Source organism: Stenotrophomonas sp. YJH_SMC_4, from assembly GCF_059371575.1.
In genome coordinates this window covers 23,115-41,994 of the sequence record NZ_JCAFUR010000019.1, presented here as the reverse complement: position 1 = coordinate 41,994, position 18,880 = coordinate 23,115, and the positions used below count along the sequence as shown (strand labels likewise).

Sequence of the window (18,880 nt, the reverse complement as noted above, 5' to 3'; positions counted from 1 at the left end):
GGCGGTGTTCTCTCTTACGGGGGGCTGCCATTGTCGGCCAGCACCGGGGTGGGCGACAGGGGGTGGGGGAGTCCATCGGGCATGCCAGACAGCAGCGGTTGCAGGTGCTGGCGCAGCTGCGCATGCAGCTGCCGCACCGCCGGCGAGAACTGCTTGCGGTGCGGGCACACCAGCTGCAGCGGAATGTGGCTGCCGACGCCGTCGAGCAGCAGCTGCAGGCGTCCGGCCAGCACGTCTTCGCGCAGGTCCAGCCAGGATTTGTAGGTGATGCCTTCGCCGGCCACCGCCCAGCGCCGCACCACGTCGGCGTCGTCGCAGACCAGCGGGCCGCGCACCGGGATCACGGTGCGGCGCCCTTCGACCTCGAACGACCAGCGATCGTAGGCGCGGCCACTGAGCTGGTAGACCAGGCAATCGTGCTCGCGCAGTTCGTCCAGGCGCACCGGCGTGCCCCGTCGCTGCAGGTAATCGGGCGAAGCCGCGAGCACACGACGGTTGCCTTCGAGCAGGGGCAGGGCCACGTAGCTGGCGTCGTCGAAGTGGCCGATGCGGATCGCCACATCGACCGGATCGCGGAACACGTCGGCCACTTCATCGGACAGCCGCAGGTGCAGGCGCAGCCGTGGATGCGCGGCTCGGAACGCGGTCAGCCACGGCAGCAGCAGGTTGCGACCAAAGTCCGACGGCGCCGACAGCTGCAGCGTGCCATGCAGTTCGGCGTCCTCGCCCTGCACGCGGGCCCGCCCTTCGCGCAGGGTAGCCAGCACCTCCTGCGCATACGGCAGGTACAGCGCGCCCTCGCCGGTCAGGCGCAGGCTGCGGGTGGTACGCACGAACAGGCGCAGGTCCAGTTCGCGTTCCAGCCGCGCCACGGCTGCAGCGACCTGTCCGGGTAACAGATCGGCCTCGCGGGCCGCCTGGGAGAAGCTGCCCAGTGCGGCCGTGCGGACGAACAACTGCAGGTCGTCGAAGCGGATCATCTTCATTGCCGGAGTGAAAGTGCTGCCCGATTCTGCGCCTTTCTGAGCGACCGTGCGCGGCGCAACCTGTGCACTCCTTCCCCACTGGACCGCTGCCATGCGCGCCATTGCCTACACCCACGCCGGCCTGCCGATCGACGACACCCGGGCCCTGATCGATATCGAACTGGAACTGCCGCAGCCCGGCCCACGCGACCTGCGGGTGGCGGTGCGCGCGGTGGCGGTGAACCCGGTCGACACCAAGGTCCGCCGCGGCGTGGCCACCGACGGCCCGCGCGTGCTGGGCTGGGACGCGGTCGGCATCGTCGACGCGGTGGGCAGCGAGGTCACCCTGTTCCAGCCTGGCGACGCGGTCTACTACGCCGGCGTGATCGACCGCCCGGGCAGCAATGCCGAGTACCAGCTGGTGGACGAGCGCAGCGTCGGCCGCAAGCCGGCCAGTCTCGACGATGCGGCCGCCGCCGCGCTGCCACTGACCGCGATCACGGCCTGGGAGCTGCTGTTCGACCGCCTGCGCATTCCGGAGGGCGGCGGTGAAGGCCAGACCCTGCTGGTGATCGGTGCTGCTGGCGGTGTCGGTTCGATCCTGGTGCAGCTGGCGCGGAAGCTGACGAAACTGACGGTGATCGGCACCGCATCGCGCCCGGACACCCAGGACTGGGTGTATGCGATGGGCGCACACCACGTGATCGACCACCGCCTGCCGCTGGCCGAGGGACTGGCACGGCTGGGCATCAGCGAGGTGCAGCACGTGGCCAGCCTGACCCACTCCGACCAGCACTACGCGCAGATCGTGGAGCTGCTGGCGCCGCAGGGCCAGTTCGGCCTGATCGACGATCCGGGCCAGGTGGACGTGATGGCGCTCAAGCGCAAGGCACTGTCGCTGCACTGGGAGTCGATGTTCACCCGCCCGCTGTACAAGACCGCGGACATGCAGCGCCAGCACGACCTGCTGAACCGGGTGGCCGAGCTGATCGATGCCGGCGTGCTGCAGACAACGCTGGGCGAGCATTTCGGGCGCATCGACGCGGCCAACCTGCGGCGCGCGCATGCGCTGCTGGAGAGTCACCGCGCCAAGGGCAAGATCGTGCTGGAAGGCTGGTAACGCTGGTTGTTCCCGCGTCCTCGGGGTCAGATCCCTTTCCCGTTGGGAAAGGGATCTGACCCCTGCCTCAGGCCACGCCGTTGTCGACGTGTTCGGCGAAACCGGGCTGCTGGCGCAGGCGTTCGAACCACGCCGCGAGGTGTGGCAGTGCGGGCTTGTGGCCGGGTGTGCTGCGCCAGCGCTGGGTCGACAGCCCCAGCACGATATCGGCGAGGGTAAAGGTGTCGCCCGCCACGTAGGCATCGGTGGCGGCCAGCTGGGCTTCAAGCACACCCATCAGCCGGTTCCACTGCGCCAGGCTGGCCTCGGCACGGGCATCGTCCGGGTAGTCCGGATGCTGGCGCACGCGCGCCATGAACACATGGCGCCAGGCGCTGTTGAGGTCGCTGGCCTGCCAGTCCATCCACTGCTCCACCCGGGCCCGGGCCTGCGCTGCTGCGGGCAGCAGGTCGTCACGGCCGGCGCGGGCGGCCAGGTAGCGGCAGATGCTGTTGGACTCCCACAGCACGAAGTCGCCATCGCGCAGCACCGGTACCTGCCGGTTCGGATTCAGTGCGGCCAGCAGGTCCGCGGGTGGCGCAGGCTCGTGGCGCAGGGGCAGATCCAGCCCCGCGCACAGCCACAGCACCTTGCGCACGTTGATGGAGGTGGGCTTTCCGTACAGAGCGAGCATGGTTCTGGCGCAGCAGCTGAGACTCCGCCAGCCTACACTTGCCCCATGCAAACCGAATATCTGCTCATTGGCGGCCTTCTATTGGCCGTGCTCATCCTGCAGCTTGTCGCCCTGCTGCGCCGCCCGCCGCACGACCGCCTCGAACAGGCGGTGCGTGAGGAGGCGCGCGCCGGGCGCAGCGAGCTGCGCGAACAGCTCGATGGCTTTGCCCGCGCGCTGACCGATCTGTCCACCCGCACCGACCAGCGCCTGGACCTGCTGCGCGAGGCGCTGGGCGAGGACGCCCGCAAGGCGCGTGCCGAGGCGGCGGAGAGCCAGCAGCGTGGCGCCGCGCTCATGGGGCAGCGCCTGCAGGAACTGCGCGTCCAGCTGGAAACCTTCGGGCAGCAGCAGGAAGCGCGCATCCACGCCTTCGGCCAGCAGCTGCAGGAACTCACCGGGCGGACCGATACCCAGCTGGGCGCGCTGCGCCAGACCCTGGTGGACGATGCGCGCAAGGGTCGTGAGGAAGGTGCGCAGTCGCAGCAGCGCCTGACCGAAAGCCTTGGCCTGCGCCTGCAGGAACTGACCCAGCGCAACGAACAGCGCATCGCCGAGATGCGCGCCACGCTGGAAGAGCAGCTGCGCGCGCTGCAGAACGACAATGCGCAGAAGCTGGAGCAGATGCGCCACACCGTGGACGAAAAGCTGCAGTCGACGCTGGAAACACGCCTGGGCAACTCCTTCAAGCTGGTTTCCGAGCGCCTGGAACAGGTGCAGCGCGGTCTTGGCGAGATGCAGCAGCTGGCCACCGGCGTTGGCGATCTCAAGCGTGTGCTGACCAACGTCAAGAACCGTGGCAGCTGGGGCGAAGTACAGCTGGAGAACATCCTCGAACAGACGCTCACCCAGGAACAGTACGCGCGGGCAGTGAAGGTACGCCCGGACAGTGGCGAGATGGTCGATATCGCGGTGCGCCTGCCGGGTCGCAGCAGCGACGACACGCCGGTGTGGCTGCCGATCGACTCCAAGTTCCCGCGCGAGGACTACGAGCGCCTGCTCGACGCGCAGGAACAGGGTGACGCCGAGGGCGTGCGCCTGCAGGGCATCCAGCTTGAACGCGCGGTGCGCGTGCAGGCCAAGTCGATCTGCGACAAGTACATCGCGCCGCCGCACACCACCGACTTCGCGGTGATGTTCCTGCCAACCGAAGGCCTGTATGCCGAAGTGATCCGGCGCCCGGGCCTGGTCGACCTGTTGCAGCGCGAGCACCGCGTGGTGGTGGCTGGACCGACCACGGTCACCGCGCTGCTCAACAGCCTGCAGATGGGCTTCCGCACGCTGGCCATCGAGCAGCGTTCCAGCGAGGTGTGGAGCCTGCTGGGTGCGGTGAAGAGTGAGTTCGGCAAGTTCGCCGGCATTCTCGAGAAGGCCGAGAAGCAGATCACCACGGTCGGCCGCAGCATCGGCGAAGCCAGCCGCAAGACGCGCACCATCGAACGGCGTCTGCGCGGCGTGGAGTCGCTGGCGTCAGAGCAGGCGCAATCCCTGCTGGGCGGCCTGGCCGATGCTGATGCCACGGCCGAGGACGAAGGCGACGAAGGCGACGAAGCCTGAGCTACGTCGACACGCCGCCTGCATGGTCGATGCGTATGCTGGCGGCCTGTCCTACTGGATCAGGTAACGCCATGCGCCTGCGCCTCTGCACCAGTCTCATCCTGACCGCGCTGCTTGCCGCCTGCAGCAGCGCACCGCCGGCTGCCAATCCGGCGGCGGCACCCGCCGCAGCCACCAGCCCCGAAGCAGCCGAGGCCTACCGCGAAGCGCGCGATGTGGACTGCCAGGCCGCTGGCGGCACCCTGCAGCGGCTGGGCCGGCTGCAGCGCGAACAGTGCGTGATTCCCTACGCCGATGCGGGCAAGGCCTGCAGCCGCAAGAGCGACTGCACGGGCCAGTGCCTTGCCGGCGGCGAAGTGGCGGTTGGCAGCCCCGCCACCGGCACCTGCCAGCGCGATGCCCGCCAGAACTTCGGCTGCCGCCAGCGCATTGATGAGGGCAAGGCGCAGGGCATGATCTGCGTGGACTGATCGTAGTGCCGGCTGCTGGCCGGCAGCCTCATGAACCCTTGCGAACGATCGCACGATTGCCGGCCAGCGGCCGGCACGACCGACATCGCGCGGCGCTATGCTGGTGGGCCATTCCCCGCTGTTGCCGGAGCCCCCGCGTGAGCACTTCGATCCAGGACATTTCCCTCACCACCATCGACGGCCAGCCGTCCTCGCTTGCCGACTACCAGGGCAAGGTACTGCTGCTGGTCAACGTCGCCTCCAAGTGCGGCCTGACCCCGCAGTACGAAGGCCTGCAGGCGCTGTATGCGGAAAAGCACGCGCAGGGCCTGGAAGTGCTGGGCTTCCCGGCCAACAACTTCCTCGGCCAGGAGCCGGGCAGCGAAGCGGAGATCCAGCAGTTCTGCCAGCTCACCTACGATGTCAGTTTCCCGATGTTCTCCAAGATCAGCGTGGCCGGTGACGACACCCACCCGCTGTACCAGCAGCTGACCGCTGCGCAACCGCAGTCGATCGGCGAAGGCCCGCTGCGCGAGCGCCTGGCCAGCAAGGAGATTCCGATCCACGCCGCGCCGGCGGTGCTGTGGAACTTCGAGAAGTTCCTGGTCGGCCGCGACGGCAAGGTCATCGCCCGCTTCGCCCCGGACGTGGCGGCTGACGACGCGCGCCTGCGCGAAGCCATTGAAGCCGCGCTGGCTGCCTGATCGGCCGGGGTCGGATCCCTTTCCACGGGAAAGGGCTCCGACCCCACCCACGGCGCCAAAGAAAAACCCCGCCGAGGCGGGGTTTTTCATGCGTCGCTGAAAGGACTCAGTGCGTCCACTGCGGCATCGGCATCGCATCGACCGGGATCGGCGAATTGGCGTCGTCGTGGCCACGCTCGCGCTTGCTGCGCAGATCGTTCTCGATCTGGTAGTTGCGACGCTGCATCCATGCATCGCGCACCAGCGAGTACTCGTCCACGGCAGTGTCACGCAGGTCGTCGATCGCCAGCAGCTGCGCGCGGGTATCGACCAGCTGCAGGCCCTGCAGGCCGATGCGGACCTTGTCCTCTTCGATACGGCGGATCGGCGACAGCGGAATGTCGCCGGCCAGGCCGAACACGTCGCGCACGGTACGCGGGCCGAAGAACGGCAGTTCCACGTAGCGCGAACGACGCCAGCCCCAGGCACCCAGGGTCTGGCCGAAGTCCTCATTGCGGCGCGGCACCATCGCCTTGCTGGCCGGATCGAACAGGCCACCGATGCCCAGCGTGCTGTTCATCAGGAAGCGGCCGAGGCTGTCCCATGCATCGGCACCGCGGCCCTGCAGCAGCTGGTTGGTGATGGTCACCGGCGCGCGCAGGTTGCTGAAGAAGTTGCTGACGCCGGTGCGGGCGAAGCGCGGCACCACGTGGGTATAGGCGGTGGCCAGCGGACGCGCGACGCCGCGGTCGACCGCGTTGTTGAACTTGTGCACCTTGCGGTTGAACGGTTCCCACGGATCGTAGGCCGCTGCGTTGGTGGTGTTGCCGGCACCGCCATAGAGGGCATCGAAGTCGTCATCGCCACCGGGCGCGGTGGCGGCTGAGGTCTTCGCCGCGCTGCCGTCGCCGCTGTCGGTGGGAGCAGCCGGCGACGATGCGGCAGCAGCCGGCGGATTGGCCACCGGCGCGACCGGAGCAGCGTCAGCCGTGCCGGCATCGGTGGCCGCGACGGCGGGCGAGGTGGAAGAACTGGCCGGGACCACGGTGCTGGCTGCCGGTGCATCGCTGCGCGCGGGCTTGCCGGCACAGGCCGTGAGGGCGGTGGCCAGGACGATCAGGGGGAGAGTGCGCACGACGTTCATGTCAGCTCGCAGCAGAAGTAGCGTTGAAATCCAGGTTGGGCGACAGCCGGTAGGCCGCGCTCAGTTCGTTGTAGCCAGCCGGCGCGCCGGTGATCACCAGCGGATGGCCGGCCTTGCGCGCACGTGCCGCCAGCTCGGCCAGCAGGGCCAGGCCGGCGCTGTCCACGCGTTCGACCTCAGCCAGATCCAGCCGTGCCAGCTTTGCCGGCAGGGCCTGCAGCTGCGGCCATAGCGCGATCACCGCAGCGCGGTCGAGCACCCCGCGCAGGCGCAGGGTGTCGCCTTCCAGCAGCGCCAGTGCGTTACTTGCCATTGCCCGCGGGCCCGGCCTGCATGCTGCCGCTGTGCAGCTCGCTGGCCACCTGCTTGATGCCCTTCTGGCGCAGCGGGGTGTCGAACTGGTTGCGGAACGTCTGCACGTAGGAGATGCCTTCGATGTTGACGTCGAAGATCTTCCACTGGCCGTTCACGTTGCGCATCCAGTACTCGACAGGGGTCGGCTCGCTGCCGGCACGCACCAGCTCGGTGCTCACGCGCACGCCGCGGTTGCCCGGCAGCGGGCTTTCACCCTTCAGGCGGAAGCTCGGCTTGCCCTGGATGTTGAGCAGGGTCGAACCGTAGCGCTGCATGAGGCTGTCGGCCATGGCATCGGCGAACAGCTTGATGTCGGCATCCGAGGCACCACGGGCGTGCGGGCCCAGCACCAGGCGCGCGGCATAGTCGCGGTCGAAGGTGCGGTTCAGTTCGCTGTCGATGTAGTTGCGCAGGCTGGCCGGGTTGCTGCCGAATTCGCTCCTGCGCTGCTGCAGGGTGGTGAGGATGCGCGTGCTGGCATCGATCACCACCTTGCCGGCCTGGCCCTGCGCCGCGGCAGCGGCGGGGGCGGCGGCCTGGGCCTGGGCGAGGAACGGAGTGGCCGCCAGCAGCGCCGAGGCGAGCAGGGCCGGGATCAGTTTCATCTTCATGGTTGCGGTTCCGTTGCAGGCGCCTGCGCGCCATCGTTGGGCTTCTGAGCAGCGCCGCCACCGGCGCCGCCACTGAACATGTACTTGCCGACCAGCTGGATCAGGTCAACCGCCGGCTGGGTGAAGACAATTTCGTCGCCGGCCTTCAGCACGTCCGGATCACCGCCCGGCTGCAGTCCGATATAGCTCTCGCCGAGCAAACCACTGGTGAAGATGCCGGCCGAGGTGTCCGCCGGCAGGTCCTTGACCTTGCTGTCCATGCGCAGGGTCACGATCGATTCGAACTTCACCGGGTCCAGGTCGATGGAGGCGACCTGGCCGACGGTGACGCCGCCGATCTTCACCGGCGCCTGCTTGCGCAGCTGGCCGACCTGGGAGAAGCGCGCCTTCAGCTCGTAGCCCTGGCTGCCCCAGCTCCAGCGCTGGTTGGTCGAGGCCACCGCCAGCACCATCAGCGAGGCCAGGGCCAGCAGCAGGAAAGCGCCGACGGAGAATTCGAGTCTGGGACCGCGGATGGCCATGTGGATTACCTGATCGAGTCGTGGTGGCCGCGCGCGCCTGCGCACCGCCGGTGGAGGGGTTAGGTGAACAACATTGCCGACAGAACGAAGTTGAACATCAGCACCAGCAGCGAAGCGTTGACCACTGCACGGGTGGTCGCCACCGACGTGCCTTCAATGGTCGGCTCGGCATGGAAACCAACATAGGCGGCGACCAGCGCGGCGGTGCCGCCGAAGATCGCCGACTTCAGCATCGCCACGCCGAAGTCATCCCAGAAATCGACGCTGTTGCGCAGCGCCGACCAGAACACGCCATTGTCCAGGCCCAGCACGTGCACGGCCTCGAAGTAGCTGGCACTGATCGCCAGCGAGCAGAAGATGCCGGTCAGCAGCGGCACGGTCAGCACCGCCGCCCAGAAGCGTGGCGCCACGGCCTTGGCCACCGGGTCGATCGCCATCAGCTCCAGCGCCTTGATCTGGTCGGTGGCGCGCATCAGGCCCAGCTCGGCGGCGATCGAACTGCCGGCGCGGCCGATGAACAGCAGCGCGGTCAGCACCGGCGCCAGTTCGCGGTACAGCGACAGGCCAAGCAGGGTCGACAACGCGTCGGCCGCGCCGAAGGTGGTCAGCGTGCGGTAGCCCTGCAGGGTCAGCACCAGGCCGACGAAGGCGCCACCGACGGCGATGATCGGCAGCGAGCGCGCGCCGATCTTGTAGATCTCGCGGGTCAGCTCGGCCAGGAAATCACGGGTCGGCAGGGAACCGCGCAGCACGGTCAGCGAGAACAGCCCGGCGCGGCCCAGCGAGCGGGTGGCTTGGACGAACGGCATCAGGCAACCCTCGCGCGTGGCGCGGCATCGAACGGAATCGGGCCATCCGGCTGGCCATGCAGGAACTGCCGCAGCAGCGGATCCTGGCTGGACTGCAGTGCCTCGGGCGTCCCCTGGAACACGACGCCGCCATTGGCGATGGCGATCACCTGGTCGCAGATCGGCAGGGTCTCGTGCACGTGGTGGCTGACGATGATGCTGGTCAGGCCCAGGCTGTGGTTGAGGCGCTGGATCAGGCTCATGATCACCCCGGAGGCGATCGGGTCCAGCCCGGTCAGCGGCTCGTCGTAGATCATCAGCGGCGGGTCCAGCGCCAGCGCACGGGCCAGCGCCACACGGCGCGCCATGCCGCCGGACAGCTCGCGCGGCCAGGCGTCGGCGGCGGCCAGCAGGCCCACCGCATGCAGCTTCATCTCCACCAGCCGGCGCAGCACGGCGGCCGGCAGGCGGGTATGCGTACGCAGCGGCAGGGCGACGTTCTCGGCCACGGTGAGGTCGGTCAGCAGACCATTGCCCTGCAGCAGCACGCCCACGCTCTTGCGCATCTCCAGCAGCGCGCTGCTGTCATGCGGGATCGGCTTGCCGAACAGGGTGACCTCGCCGGCCACCGGTCGCAGTTCGCCGGTCAGCGCCGCCAGCAGGGTCGACTTGCCGCTGCCGGAGGGTCCGAGCACGGCGGTGATGCTGCCCTGCGGCACCTGCAGCGACACGTCACGCAGGATCGTGCGTCCGCTCCGGTCGATGCGGACGTTGGACAACTGCACCAGACTGGAGGTGGAAGCCGACATGGGCACCATTAACGTTTTTTAGACATCGAAGGATCGGGCCAGCCGGCTGAACATAAGCAGACTGGACGGTGCAGTATTGTTGCACGGCAGGGCGTGGCGCAGGCCGGGACAATCGGCCGGCAGCCCGGAACAATCCGTACCGTCGATGGGCCGACCATTGAATACTGCCTGCCGTCCTGCACACTGTGCATGATGAGTGACCCAGGCAGCGATTTCCGCCTCTACCATTCCAACTCGCTGGACGTGCTGGCCGCGCTGCTGGCGCGCAACGTGCGTGCGCCGGTGCCAGGCCAGCCGTTGCTGGCGCCGGAAGTGGTGTTGATCCCGCAGGTGGCGATGCGCCGCTGGCTGCAAGCGACACTGGCCGCCGAATTCGGTGTCGCCGCCAACCTCGAATTCCTCACCCCGGGCGAGTTCGTGGCCCGCGCGCTGAAGGCCAACGTCAGCGGCGAGCAGGACGATCTGGACGCGGCCGGCCTGCACTGGAAGCTGTACCAGGCCCTGCGCGACCCGACATTGCTGGCGCAGCCACCGATGCGTGCGCTGCAGTCCTATCTTGCCGGCGGTGACGCATTGAAACCCTGGGCGCTGGCCGGCGAGCTGGCCTCGGTATTTGAAAAGTACCAGGCGTGGCGCCGTGACTGGCTGCTGCGCTGGGCAGCCGGTGCCGATCCTGCCGACCCGCAGGCGATCCTGTGGCGCACCATCACCCAGGGCCACGACTACCGCGCGCGCCGCATCCAGGAGTACCTTGACCGTTTCGAAGGTGCCGGCCAACCGCTGCCGAAGGGCTTGCCACCGCGCATGTCTGCGTTCGCAACGCTCAACATCTCGCCCGACGTGCTGCGGGTGATGGCCACCCAGGCGCGGGTGGGCGAGCTGCATTTCTATATGCCTACCCCGGTGCAGTCGTACTGGGGTGACCTGCAGACGCTGGCCGAGCGCCTGCGCAGCGGCGCACCGGACCCCTTCGGCGAAGCGGCCGGCGAGAACCGCCTGCTGGAAGCCTGGGGTGCGGCCGGGCGCGACTTCATGGCGGTGCTGGGCAGTTACGAGGTGGTGCATCCGGCCGGCGAAATCGCTGCCTATTCCGATCCGGAGGAGGACACCCGCCCGACCCTGGACGAAGGCGGCCTGTCCGACAGCCTGCTGCATCGCCTGCAGCGTGACCTGTTCCACCGCCGCGCGCTGCCCTCGGGCGAGCTGCGCGACGGCCTGCGCAGCGACGACCCCAGCCTGCAGGTGCATGCCTGCCATACCCGCCTGCGCGAGCTGCAGGTGCTGCACGACCAGCTGCGCAGCCTGCTGCAGGACCCGCGCTTCGACCCGCCGCTGCAGGCGCGCGAGATCGCGGTGCTGGCGCCGGACATCGATCCCTATGTGCCGTACCTGGAAGCGGTGTTCGGCGGTCGCGGCGGCGAGGAGGAACACATTCCGTATGCGCTGGCCGACAGCAGTCCGCTGGCCGGCGAGCCGTTGGCCGATGTGTTCGTGCACCTGCTGGGCCTGCCGGTCTCGCGCTTTGGCTTGAACGAAGTGCTGGACCTGCTGGCCAGCGCGCCGCTGGCCGAGGCGGCCGGGCTGGAAGCGGTGGACTTCGACCGCCTGCATGGCTGGCTGCAACAGGCCGGTGCACGCTGGGGCCTGGATGCGAAACACCGCAACCAGCACCAGGCACCGGCCGACGACGCCTACACCTGGCAGTTCGCGCTGGATCGCCTGGTACTCGGCCACGCCACCGGCAGCGAGGCCGACCTGGCCGGCGTGGCGCCGTGGATCGAACTGGAAGGCGGTGCGCTGGACGCGCTGGACCGGCTGCTGCGCCTGCTGCGCGTGCTGGCCATCTACCAGCGCCGACTGGGCGAGCTGCTGACCCCGGCGCAGTGGCGGCAACGCCTGCTGTCGCTGCTGGATGCACTGCTGCCCACCGCGCCCAGTTCCCCCAACAGCCAGCGCGCGCTGGAGCGCCTGCGCAAGCTGCTCAACCAGTTCGCCGAAGATGCCGCCAAGGCCGGCTTCGAGGAAGGCGTGCCGCCGGAGGTGGTGCGCGCGCACTTCGCCGGCGCGCTGGGCGAGGCCGATACGCGCGCACCGCTGCTGACCGGTGGCATCAGTTTCGGCCGCATGGTGCCGATGCGCCTGCTGCCGTTCCGGGTGATCTGCGTGCTCGGCCTCAATGATGGCGATTTCCCGCGCCGTGACCCCGCTGCCGGTCTCAACCAACTCACTGCCGAGCTGGATACGCCGCGCCGCCGTCCGGGCGACCGCTCCACCCGCGAGGATGACCGCTTCCTGTTCCTGCAGCTGTTCGCCGCGGCGCAGGAGGTGTTCTATCTCAGCTATCTCGGCGCCGATCCGCGCGATGGCAGCGTGCGCGAGCCGTCGGTGCTGGTCAGCGAACTGATCGATGCCGCCGCCGCGTATCACCTCGATCCGCCTGCGGCGGTCCGCGACTTCACCGTGCGCCACGCACTGCAGCCGTTCTCACCGGCGGCGTTCGGCGATGGCGATCCGCGTCGCTTCAGCTATCGCCGCCAGTGGCATCCGGCCGCCGGTCGCCTCACCGGCCAGCGCGGTGGCCTGCAGCCGTGGTTCGATGCACCGTTGCCGCCGCCGGCCGACGATGCGGTGGAAAACGAGGTCGCGCTCGATACCCTGCGCCGCTTCCTGTGCGACCCGGCCGGGCAGTTCCTCGCACAGTCGCTGGGCCTGCGCCTGGCCGACGAGGTCGAGGAGGTGGATGACCTGGAACCGCTGGTGCTGTCTTCGCGCGGGCCGGAAAAGCGCAGCGTGCAGGCGGCGGTAGTGCGCGCCACGCTCAGCGGCGATACCGAGCCGTTGTACCCACGCCTGCGCGCGCGTGGCCTGCTGCCGTCGGGTCCATTGGGCGAGCGTCAGTTCGAGGTGGAGCAGTTGAAGACACGCCCATATGCCAGTGCGCTGCTGGGCTGGATGCAGGGCGAACCACTGGAAAGCCGTCGCTACGAAGTGGACATCGATGGCGTGCGCCTGCATGGCCGCGTGGCCGATCGGCATCCCGAAGGGCTGGTGCGCCTGCGTGCCGGCACGCTCAATGGCAATGCAGTGATCCGCCACGGCCTGGACTGGCTGCTGGCGAACGCTGCGGGCGATGCGCTGCCGCTTGTGCAGTTCCATGATGGTGGCGACGCCGGTCCCGGCCCGCATGTACTGCCGGCACTGAGCGTTCCCGCTGCACGTGCGGCGCTGCGTGCGCTGCTGCAGTTGCGCCAGCGTGGCCTGCGCGAGCCGCTGCGCTTTGCCCCGTACACCGGCTGGGTGCTGTACAACGCGCCAGCAGAAAAGCAGCGCAGCGAAGGCTGGAAGCAGTGGCACGGCAGCGACCGCAGCTGGGGTGAATCCAGCAGCGACGCCTGGCAGCTGCTGCTGCGGGGGGCCGACCCGTTCGCTACTGAGGCCAGCTACGCTGACCTGCTGCACAACAGCCAGCTGGTCTTCAGCGCGGTGCGCGAAGGCCGCGCTCTCGGCACCGAAGCACGCCAGGAGGGCAACGCATGAACATCGCCATCGCCGAAGACGGCCTCGCATCCCTCAGCCGCGATCCCTATCTGGCGCTGTCGCTGGAGGGCATCCGGCTGATCGAAGCCAGCGCCGGCACCGGCAAGACCTTCACCCTGGCCACGTTGTTCACCCGCCTGGTGGTGGAGCAGGGCCTGCGCATCGGCCAGATCCTGGCGGTGACCTTCACCGATGCCGCCACCCAGGAACTGCGCAAGCGCATCCGCGAGCGCCTGGCGCTGGCCGCGCGCCTGGTCGACCTGGAAGCGGCCGACGGTGAAGCACCGGAGGTACGATTGACGCGCGACGTGCTGCAGCGCCATCTGCGGGGCGGCACCGAGAGCGCCGCCGCACTGAAACGCCGCCTGCAGGTGGCCGCAGACGAGATCGACCTGGCGTCCATCTTCACCATTCATGGTTTCTGTACCCGCGTGCTGCGCGAGCATGCGCTGGAAAGCGGCCACACCTTTGATCCGCCGGAACTGCTGGCCAGCGACCGTGAACTGCTGGAGGAGCTCGCGGCCGATCTGTGGCGCGTGCATGCCAACGACCCGGCCACGCTGGAGCCGCTGACCTGGCTGTGGTCCAGCCCCGACGCGCTGGCCGCCGATCTGCGCGCGCTGCTGGGCACACCGCCGCTGCATCCGCTGCCACGGCCGACGGCGCTGGCCGATCCACGCCCGGCATTGCAGAGCGCGGCGGAAGCCCTGTCCGCAAGCGTGCGCGAGCATGGCGAGCAGTTCTTCATCGACCTCTGCGATGCCGTCGACAACAAGTGGCTCAACGGCGTGTCGTACAAGCTGGGCTGGCTGCACGCGCTGGGCCGGCAGCTGCTGGCCTGGGCCGAGCGCGCCGACCCGCGCGAGCTGCTGGCCAGCGATCGCCTGCCGGCACTGCTGCCGGAGGTGCTGGCCGACAAGACCAACAAGAAATTCCCTGATCGCACGCCGTCGTCGCCATTGCAGGCGCCGTTGGCGCGCTATGTCGCGCTGCTGGCCGAACGCGATGCCTGGCTGCGTGGTACCGCGCTGGATTTCCTGCACACGCTTCGCGCCGAAGCCACGCAGCGCCTGCAGGCGATGAAGCGTACGCGCCGGGTACAGACCTACGACGATCTGATTGATGGCGTAGCGCTCGCACTGGAAGGCCCGCAGCGGCTGACGCTGGTCAGGCAACTGCGTGCGCAGTACCGCATCGCGCTGGTCGATGAGTTCCAGGACACCGACGATCGCCAGTGGGGCATCTTCCACACCGTGTTCGGCGATTCGCCGGAGGTGCGCGAACTCGGCCTGGCGCCGGCGCTGTTCCTGATCGGCGACCCCAAGCAGGCGATCTACGGTTTCCGCGGTGGCGACATCCACACCTACCTGAAGGCCAAGCAGGTGGCGCAGCAGGCGCCGGTGCTGGACCAGAACTTCCGCTCGCGACCGTCTGTGTTGCGCGCGTTGCAGGCGCTGTACGACAACGGTGGCGAAGACGCCTTCCTCGAACGCGACATCCGGTTCGAGCCGGTGCGGCCCGGTGGCGTGCGCAGCGATGCGGACTACCTGCGCGACGGCCAGGCCGCCAAGGCACTCACCCTGCGCGTGCTGCGCAGTGGCGGTGACAAGGCGATGAGCGCCGATGCCTCGCGCGATGCGGCGACCCAGGCCTGCGTGGCCGCGATTCACCAGATCCTGGTCGATGCGCGCGCGGGAAATGCCGTGTTGCGTGGGCGACCGGTGCAGCCCGGTGATATCGCGGTGCTGGTGCGCTCGCATCGCGAGGCCACCCTGGTACAGCGTGCGCTGGCCGCGGTCGGCATTCCCGCGGTGGCGGCCGGCAAGCAGAGCCTGTTCGCCACTGCTGAAGCCCGCGATCTTCGTGCGCTGCTGCTGGCACTGCTGCAACCGGCCGACGAAGGCCGCCTGCGTGCAGCGCTGGCCACCGTGCTGCTTGGCCAGCGGGCCAGCGCGATCGCGGCAATGGAACGCGAAGGTGACCTGCAACGCGGGTTCCAGGCACAGCTGCTGCATTGGCGCGAGCGCTGGCAGCGCGGCGGACCGTTCGCAGTGATTGCCGATGTCTGTGCCGCACAGGGTGAACGCCTGCTGGCGCTGATCGATGGCGAGCGCCGCCTGACCAATTACCTGCAGCTGGGTGAACTGCTGCAGGAGGCTTCGGCGCAGGCGCTGGGCATGCATGGCCTGCTGGACTGGCTGCAGGGGCAGATGGCCAGTGCCGACCAGGATGACGAGCAGCAGCTCCTGCGCCTGGAGTCGGATGCGCGCCGCGTGCAGATCATCACCCTGCACAAGAGCAAGGGCCTGGAGTATCCGCTGGTGTTCCTGCCCTTCGTCGGCATCGACGGCGGCGCGCCGAACACCGCCCCGCACTGCACCGTGCACTTTGGGGGCCAGCGCCAGCTGCACTGGAAGCTGGACAAGGACGAGGCCTGGGAAGCGGCCAACGCGCAGCGTGAGCGCGAGCAGCGTGCCGAGGATGCGCGCCTGCTCTATGTGGGACTGACCCGCGCCGAGCATGCGCTGTGGATCGCCGTGGGTGATCTGGCCGGGCTCGGCAGGACGCGTCTGGCGCCACTGCTGGGTGACCTGCAGGCGCTGCGCGCGCACGCCGATGTGCATATTGATGACAGCGAGGCACCGGCCGCGCTGCCGCAGCTGGCGGCCGAAGTGGAAGGTGACCTGCCGGCGGTACGTGCACTGACCCGGCGCGTGCCGCATGACTGGTGGGTGTACAGCTTCACCCAGCTGGCGCATGCCGATGCGGGCGCTGGCAGTGATATTGAAGCGGCCGCCACCGAGCTGCCGGCACCGGCCGCCGACGAACCGGCCGGCCCGGAGCTGCCGCTGGAACCGGCGCTGCCGGAACCCGCCGCGGCCGTCGAAGACAGCGTGCCGATCGACCCGCGCTTCATGGGCAGCCGCTTCGGCAATGTGCTGCACGAGGCGATGGAGAACGTCGACTTCGTTGCCTGGGGTGACTGGCAGCCGGGCAGGGAAGCGCCCGAGGGGCAAGCCGAGGTGCTACGCAAGGCGCTGCACGACGAAGGCTATGCCGACGTCGACCTGGACGATGGCGTGGCCGTGCTGGTGCCGCTGGTCGGCCACACGCTCACCGTGCCGCTGCCCGAAGGCGGCGCCCTTTACAGCCTGGGCGAAGGCGAGCGGCGCGCGGAAATCGACTTCCATTTCGCCATCGAGCCGACCACGGTGCCGGCGCTGCTGCAGGTGCTGCATGCCCACGGTGTTTCCAGTGGTCGTCGAGGCTTCGGCCAGCGCCGCCGCCTGGAAGGGCTGATGACCGGCATGATCGACCTGACCTACGTGCGCGACGGGCGCTGGTACGTGCTCGACTACAAATCCAATCGTCTGCCCGGCTACAGCCCGGACCTGCTGGCCATCGCCATGCGCCACAGCGAGTACGACCTGCAGGCGCTGATCTATACCGTGGCCCTGCATCGCTGGCTGCGCTTCCGCCTGGGCGCGGCCTACGACTACGAGCGTGACATGGGCGGCATCCGCTACCTGTTCTGCCGCGGCCTCGATGGCACCGGCAACGGTGTGCATGTGGACCGTTTCCCGCTGGCGCTGGTAGATGCACTGGATGCGTTGTTCGCCGGTGGCGAACAGGCCCAAGCCGAACTGGCCGCACGTGCCCGTGGGGCCAGCGCATGAGCCTGCTGAAGGAACTGCACCAGAAGGGCCTGCTGCGCACCCTCGACCACGCGTTGGCGACCAGCCTGATGCGGCTGCGCGGCGACACGCCGGAGAGCGTGGCGCTGGCGGCGGCGCTGGCCTCGCTGGCGGTGGCGCAGGGCCACGCCGGCTTCGATCCGGCGCAGCCGCAGCGCCTGCTGGAAGGGGTGCCCGAGTGGCCCGCCGCGCAGGAGTGGCTGGCACAACTGCGCGCATCGCCTTGGGTGGCTATACCCGAGCAGGCCGACGCCATCGCCGAGGATGCGCCGCTGGTGCTGGAGAACGGCCTGCTCTACCTGCGCCGCTACCGCGAGTACGAACGGCAGTTGGCCGCCGGGCTGCAGCGCATCGGCCGGCATCCGCTGCCGGCACCGGACATGGCAGCGCTGGCACCCTTGTTCGCGCAGCTGTTCCCGCAGGCATCGGGCAGCGAGGATCACCAGGCCCGTGCCGCCGGCGTGACCCTGCGCCATCCGCTGGCGCTGGTGACTGGCGGCCCCGGCACCGGCAAGACCACCACCATCGCGCGCCTGTTGCTGCTGCTGGCGGCGCAGGCCCGGCATGCCGGCCAGCCGCTGCCCGAAGTGGCGCTGGCCGCGCCTACCGGACGCGCCGCCGAGCGCATGGCCGAGAGCCTGCGTCTGGCCGTGCAGCGCCTGCAGGAGAACGGCGTGGACCCGGCGCTATGCGCGGCATTGCCCAGTACCGGCACCACCCTGCATCGCCTGCTCGGCGTGATCCCGGATTCGCCACGCTTCCGCCACCACGCCGACAACCCGCTGCCGGTGGACGTGGTGGTGGTCGACGAAGCCTCGATGATCGATCTGCCGATGATGGCCAAGCTGGTCGATGCGATCGCCAGCGGCACGCGGCTGATCCTGCTCGGCGATCCCGACCAGCTGCCGTCGGTGGAGGCCGGCGACGTACTCAGTGCGATCCTGCGTGCCAGCGGTGATGGCATCGGCACCCGCGCCGACGACGCGCAGGCGCTGCAGGGTCTGCTGCTTCCGGCCACGCTGCAACCACAGGCCGCACCGCGCGCCTTCGCTGGCCGCCGCGTGCAGTTGCAGCGCGGTTACCGGCAGAGCGATGCGCTGGACCTGGCACCGCTGGCCCATGCCGTGCGCGAGGGCGACAGCGGTACCGCGCTGCAGCTGCTGCGCAGTGGTGAACTGGCCGGCGTGCATTTCCACGAAGGCGAAGCCGATCCACTGCGCGGCCAGCGCGAGCACCTGCTGGGCCATTGGCGTGCGTTGGCCGACGCCGCCGATCCGGTGCTTGCCCTGCAGCAGGCCGGGCGACTGCGCGTGCTGACCGCGCTGCGCGAAGGCCCGCAGGGTGCGCGCGGGCTCAACAGCCGCATCGAACAGCTGCTGGCTGGCAACACCCCGGGCTACTTCCAGGGCCGCCTGCTGCTGGTCACCGAGAACAGCTACCGGCACCGCCTGTTCAACGGCGATATCGGCATCTGCCTGCGCGATGGCAGCGGCGCGATGGTGGCCTGGTTCCCTGGCGACAGCGTCGACCAGCCGCGCGCCTTCCACCCGGCCGCACTGCCCGCGCACGAAAGCGCCTTTGCGATGACCGTGCACAAGGCGCAGGGCTCGGAGTTCGATGAAGTGTGGTTGCAGCTGCCGCGCCAGGACAGCCGCGTGCTGTCGCGCGAGCTGGTCTACACCGGCCTGACCCGCGCCCGCCAGGTGCTGCATGTGGCGGGCAGCGCAGAGGTGCTGCAGGCCGCGTTGAAACGCCACGCCAGCCGATTGGGTGGCCTGGCCTGGCGGCTGGGTGCGGAAGCGGTGGCCGCAGCACCGCTGCGCGTCGGACAGCCCACGGTGCAGGGCCGGTTGTTCTGAATCGGGGTCGGATCCCGTTCCCATCGGGAACGGGCTCTGACCCCTTCACCTGATCGCCAGGCAGAAGCAGTCGAGC

The 18,880-nt window shown here is 69.1% G+C and carries 15 protein-coding genes; 7 read left to right on the top strand and 8 right to left on the bottom strand.

Going from position 1 to position 18,880, the window contains the following annotated elements; all coding sequences use genetic code 11:
* Nucleotides 1-14: 14 nt before the first annotated feature.
* On the bottom strand, nt 15-986 hold the full coding sequence (locus tag AC5P9F_RS17880) for a LysR family transcriptional regulator (protein ID WP_049395268.1): 972 nt from the start codon (nt 984-986) through the stop codon (nt 15-17).
* A gap of 91 nt (nt 987-1,077) precedes the next feature.
* Between AC5P9F_RS17880 and AC5P9F_RS17875 the strand changes: the two genes are divergently transcribed.
* Complete coding sequence (locus tag AC5P9F_RS17875) at nt 1,078-2,085, top strand: zinc-binding alcohol dehydrogenase family protein (RefSeq protein WP_049395267.1); 1,008 nt, start codon at nt 1,078-1,080, stop codon at nt 2,083-2,085.
* A gap of 67 nt (nt 2,086-2,152) precedes the next feature.
* Here the strand turns inward: AC5P9F_RS17875 and AC5P9F_RS17870 are convergent, their stop codons facing one another.
* On the bottom strand, nt 2,153-2,758 hold the full coding sequence (locus AC5P9F_RS17870; RefSeq protein WP_049395266.1) for a glutathione S-transferase family protein: 606 nt from the start codon (nt 2,756-2,758) through the stop codon (nt 2,153-2,155).
* A gap of 45 nt (nt 2,759-2,803) precedes the next feature.
* On the opposite strand from AC5P9F_RS17870, the gene AC5P9F_RS17865 reads away from it, so the two are divergent.
* The 3 genes from AC5P9F_RS17865 to AC5P9F_RS17855 all read left to right on the top strand — a co-directional run bounded on the left by AC5P9F_RS17865 (nt 2,804) and on the right by AC5P9F_RS17855 (nt 5,507).
* Complete coding sequence (locus tag AC5P9F_RS17865) at nt 2,804-4,354, top strand: DNA recombination protein RmuC (RefSeq protein WP_274849980.1); 1,551 nt, start codon at nt 2,804-2,806, stop codon at nt 4,352-4,354.
* A gap of 71 nt (nt 4,355-4,425) precedes the next feature.
* Entirely contained in the window at nt 4,426-4,824 is a 399-nt protein-coding gene (locus AC5P9F_RS17860) for a hypothetical protein (RefSeq protein WP_088431868.1), read from the top strand.
* Between the two features lie 137 nt (nt 4,825-4,961).
* Nucleotides 4,962-5,507 carry a glutathione peroxidase gene (locus AC5P9F_RS17855; RefSeq protein ID WP_005411710.1) on the top strand — a complete coding sequence of 182 codons (546 nt, stop codon included), beginning with the start codon at nt 4,962-4,964 and terminating at the stop codon, nt 5,505-5,507.
* A gap of 106 nt (nt 5,508-5,613) precedes the next feature.
* Here AC5P9F_RS17855 and AC5P9F_RS17850 read toward each other — a convergent pair whose 3' ends face one another.
* Genes AC5P9F_RS17850 through AC5P9F_RS17825 form a run of 6 tightly spaced genes read right to left on the bottom strand, consistent with a single transcriptional unit; the run spans nt 5,614 to nt 9,713 of the window.
* Complete coding sequence (locus tag AC5P9F_RS17850; protein ID WP_005414957.1) at nt 5,614-6,630, bottom strand: MlaA family lipoprotein; 1,017 nt, start codon at nt 6,628-6,630, stop codon at nt 5,614-5,616.
* Between the two features lies 1 nt (nt 6,631).
* A complete protein-coding gene (locus tag AC5P9F_RS17845) occupies nt 6,632-6,943 on the bottom strand; it encodes an STAS domain-containing protein (RefSeq protein ID WP_005414956.1) in 312 nt (103 codons plus the stop codon).
* Nucleotides 6,933-7,595, bottom strand: coding sequence for an MlaC/ttg2D family ABC transporter substrate-binding protein (locus AC5P9F_RS17840; RefSeq protein WP_005411707.1), 663 nt, complete (start codon nt 7,593-7,595; stop codon nt 6,933-6,935). The genes AC5P9F_RS17845 and AC5P9F_RS17840 overlap by 11 nt, the downstream gene beginning before the upstream one ends.
* Nucleotides 7,592-8,116, bottom strand: coding sequence for an outer membrane lipid asymmetry maintenance protein MlaD (mlaD, locus tag AC5P9F_RS17835; RefSeq protein WP_005411706.1), 525 nt, complete (start codon nt 8,114-8,116; stop codon nt 7,592-7,594). The genes AC5P9F_RS17840 and mlaD overlap by 4 nt, the downstream gene beginning before the upstream one ends.
* Nucleotides 8,117-8,175: 59 nt before the next feature.
* Nucleotides 8,176-8,925 (bottom strand): MlaE family lipid ABC transporter permease subunit, encoded by a 750-nt coding sequence (locus AC5P9F_RS17830; protein ID WP_005414955.1) that lies wholly within the window; start codon nt 8,923-8,925, stop codon nt 8,176-8,178.
* Nucleotides 8,925-9,713, bottom strand: coding sequence for an ABC transporter ATP-binding protein (locus AC5P9F_RS17825; RefSeq protein ID WP_164225665.1), 789 nt, complete (start codon nt 9,711-9,713; stop codon nt 8,925-8,927). The genes AC5P9F_RS17830 and AC5P9F_RS17825 overlap by 1 nt, the downstream gene beginning before the upstream one ends.
* A gap of 189 nt (nt 9,714-9,902) precedes the next feature.
* On the opposite strand from AC5P9F_RS17825, the gene recC reads away from it, so the two are divergent.
* Genes recC through recD form a run of 3 tightly spaced genes read left to right on the top strand, consistent with a single transcriptional unit; the run spans nt 9,903 to nt 18,804 of the window.
* Complete coding sequence (gene recC / locus AC5P9F_RS17820; protein ID WP_049395265.1) at nt 9,903-13,250, top strand: exodeoxyribonuclease V subunit gamma; 3,348 nt, start codon at nt 9,903-9,905, stop codon at nt 13,248-13,250.
* Nucleotides 13,247-16,927: an exodeoxyribonuclease V subunit beta gene (recB, locus tag AC5P9F_RS17815; RefSeq protein WP_274849979.1), complete on the top strand. Its 3,681-nt coding sequence runs from the start codon at nt 13,247-13,249 to the stop codon at nt 16,925-16,927. The genes recC and recB overlap by 4 nt, the downstream gene beginning before the upstream one ends.
* Complete coding sequence (gene recD, locus AC5P9F_RS17810) at nt 16,924-18,804, top strand: exodeoxyribonuclease V subunit alpha (protein ID WP_308679520.1); 1,881 nt, start codon at nt 16,924-16,926, stop codon at nt 18,802-18,804. The genes recB and recD overlap by 4 nt, the downstream gene beginning before the upstream one ends.
* The last annotated feature ends 76 nt before the right edge of the window (nt 18,805-18,880 follow it).

Coding starts and splice junctions, on each gene's coding strand:
- AC5P9F_RS17870 (WP_049395266.1), bottom strand. CDS start 2,758: ATGCTCGCTCTGTACGGAAAGCCCACCTCCATCAACGTGCGCAAGGTG.
- recB (WP_274849979.1), top strand. CDS start 13,247: ATGAACATCGCCATCGCCGAAGACGGCCTCGCATCCCTCAGCCGCGAT.
- AC5P9F_RS17840 (WP_005411707.1), bottom strand. CDS start 7,595: ATGAAGATGAAACTGATCCCGGCCCTGCTCGCCTCGGCGCTGCTGGCG.
- AC5P9F_RS17865 (WP_274849980.1), top strand. CDS start 2,804: ATGCAAACCGAATATCTGCTCATTGGCGGCCTTCTATTGGCCGTGCTC.
- recC (WP_049395265.1), top strand. CDS start 9,903: ATGATGAGTGACCCAGGCAGCGATTTCCGCCTCTACCATTCCAACTCG.
- AC5P9F_RS17845 (WP_005414956.1), bottom strand. CDS start 6,943: ATGGCAAGTAACGCACTGGCGCTGCTGGAAGGCGACACCCTGCGCCTG.
- mlaD (WP_005411706.1), bottom strand. CDS start 8,116: ATGGCCATCCGCGGTCCCAGACTCGAATTCTCCGTCGGCGCTTTCCTG.
- recD (WP_308679520.1), top strand. CDS start 16,924: ATGAGCCTGCTGAAGGAACTGCACCAGAAGGGCCTGCTGCGCACCCTC.
- AC5P9F_RS17860 (WP_088431868.1), top strand. CDS start 4,426: ATGCGCCTGCGCCTCTGCACCAGTCTCATCCTGACCGCGCTGCTTGCC.
- AC5P9F_RS17880 (WP_049395268.1), bottom strand. CDS start 986: ATGAAGATGATCCGCTTCGACGACCTGCAGTTGTTCGTCCGCACGGCC.
- AC5P9F_RS17830 (WP_005414955.1), bottom strand. CDS start 8,925: ATGCCGTTCGTCCAAGCCACCCGCTCGCTGGGCCGCGCCGGGCTGTTC.
- AC5P9F_RS17875 (WP_049395267.1), top strand. CDS start 1,078: ATGCGCGCCATTGCCTACACCCACGCCGGCCTGCCGATCGACGACACC.
- AC5P9F_RS17825 (WP_164225665.1), bottom strand. CDS start 9,713: ATGTCGGCTTCCACCTCCAGTCTGGTGCAGTTGTCCAACGTCCGCATC.
- AC5P9F_RS17850 (WP_005414957.1), bottom strand. CDS start 6,630: ATGAACGTCGTGCGCACTCTCCCCCTGATCGTCCTGGCCACCGCCCTC.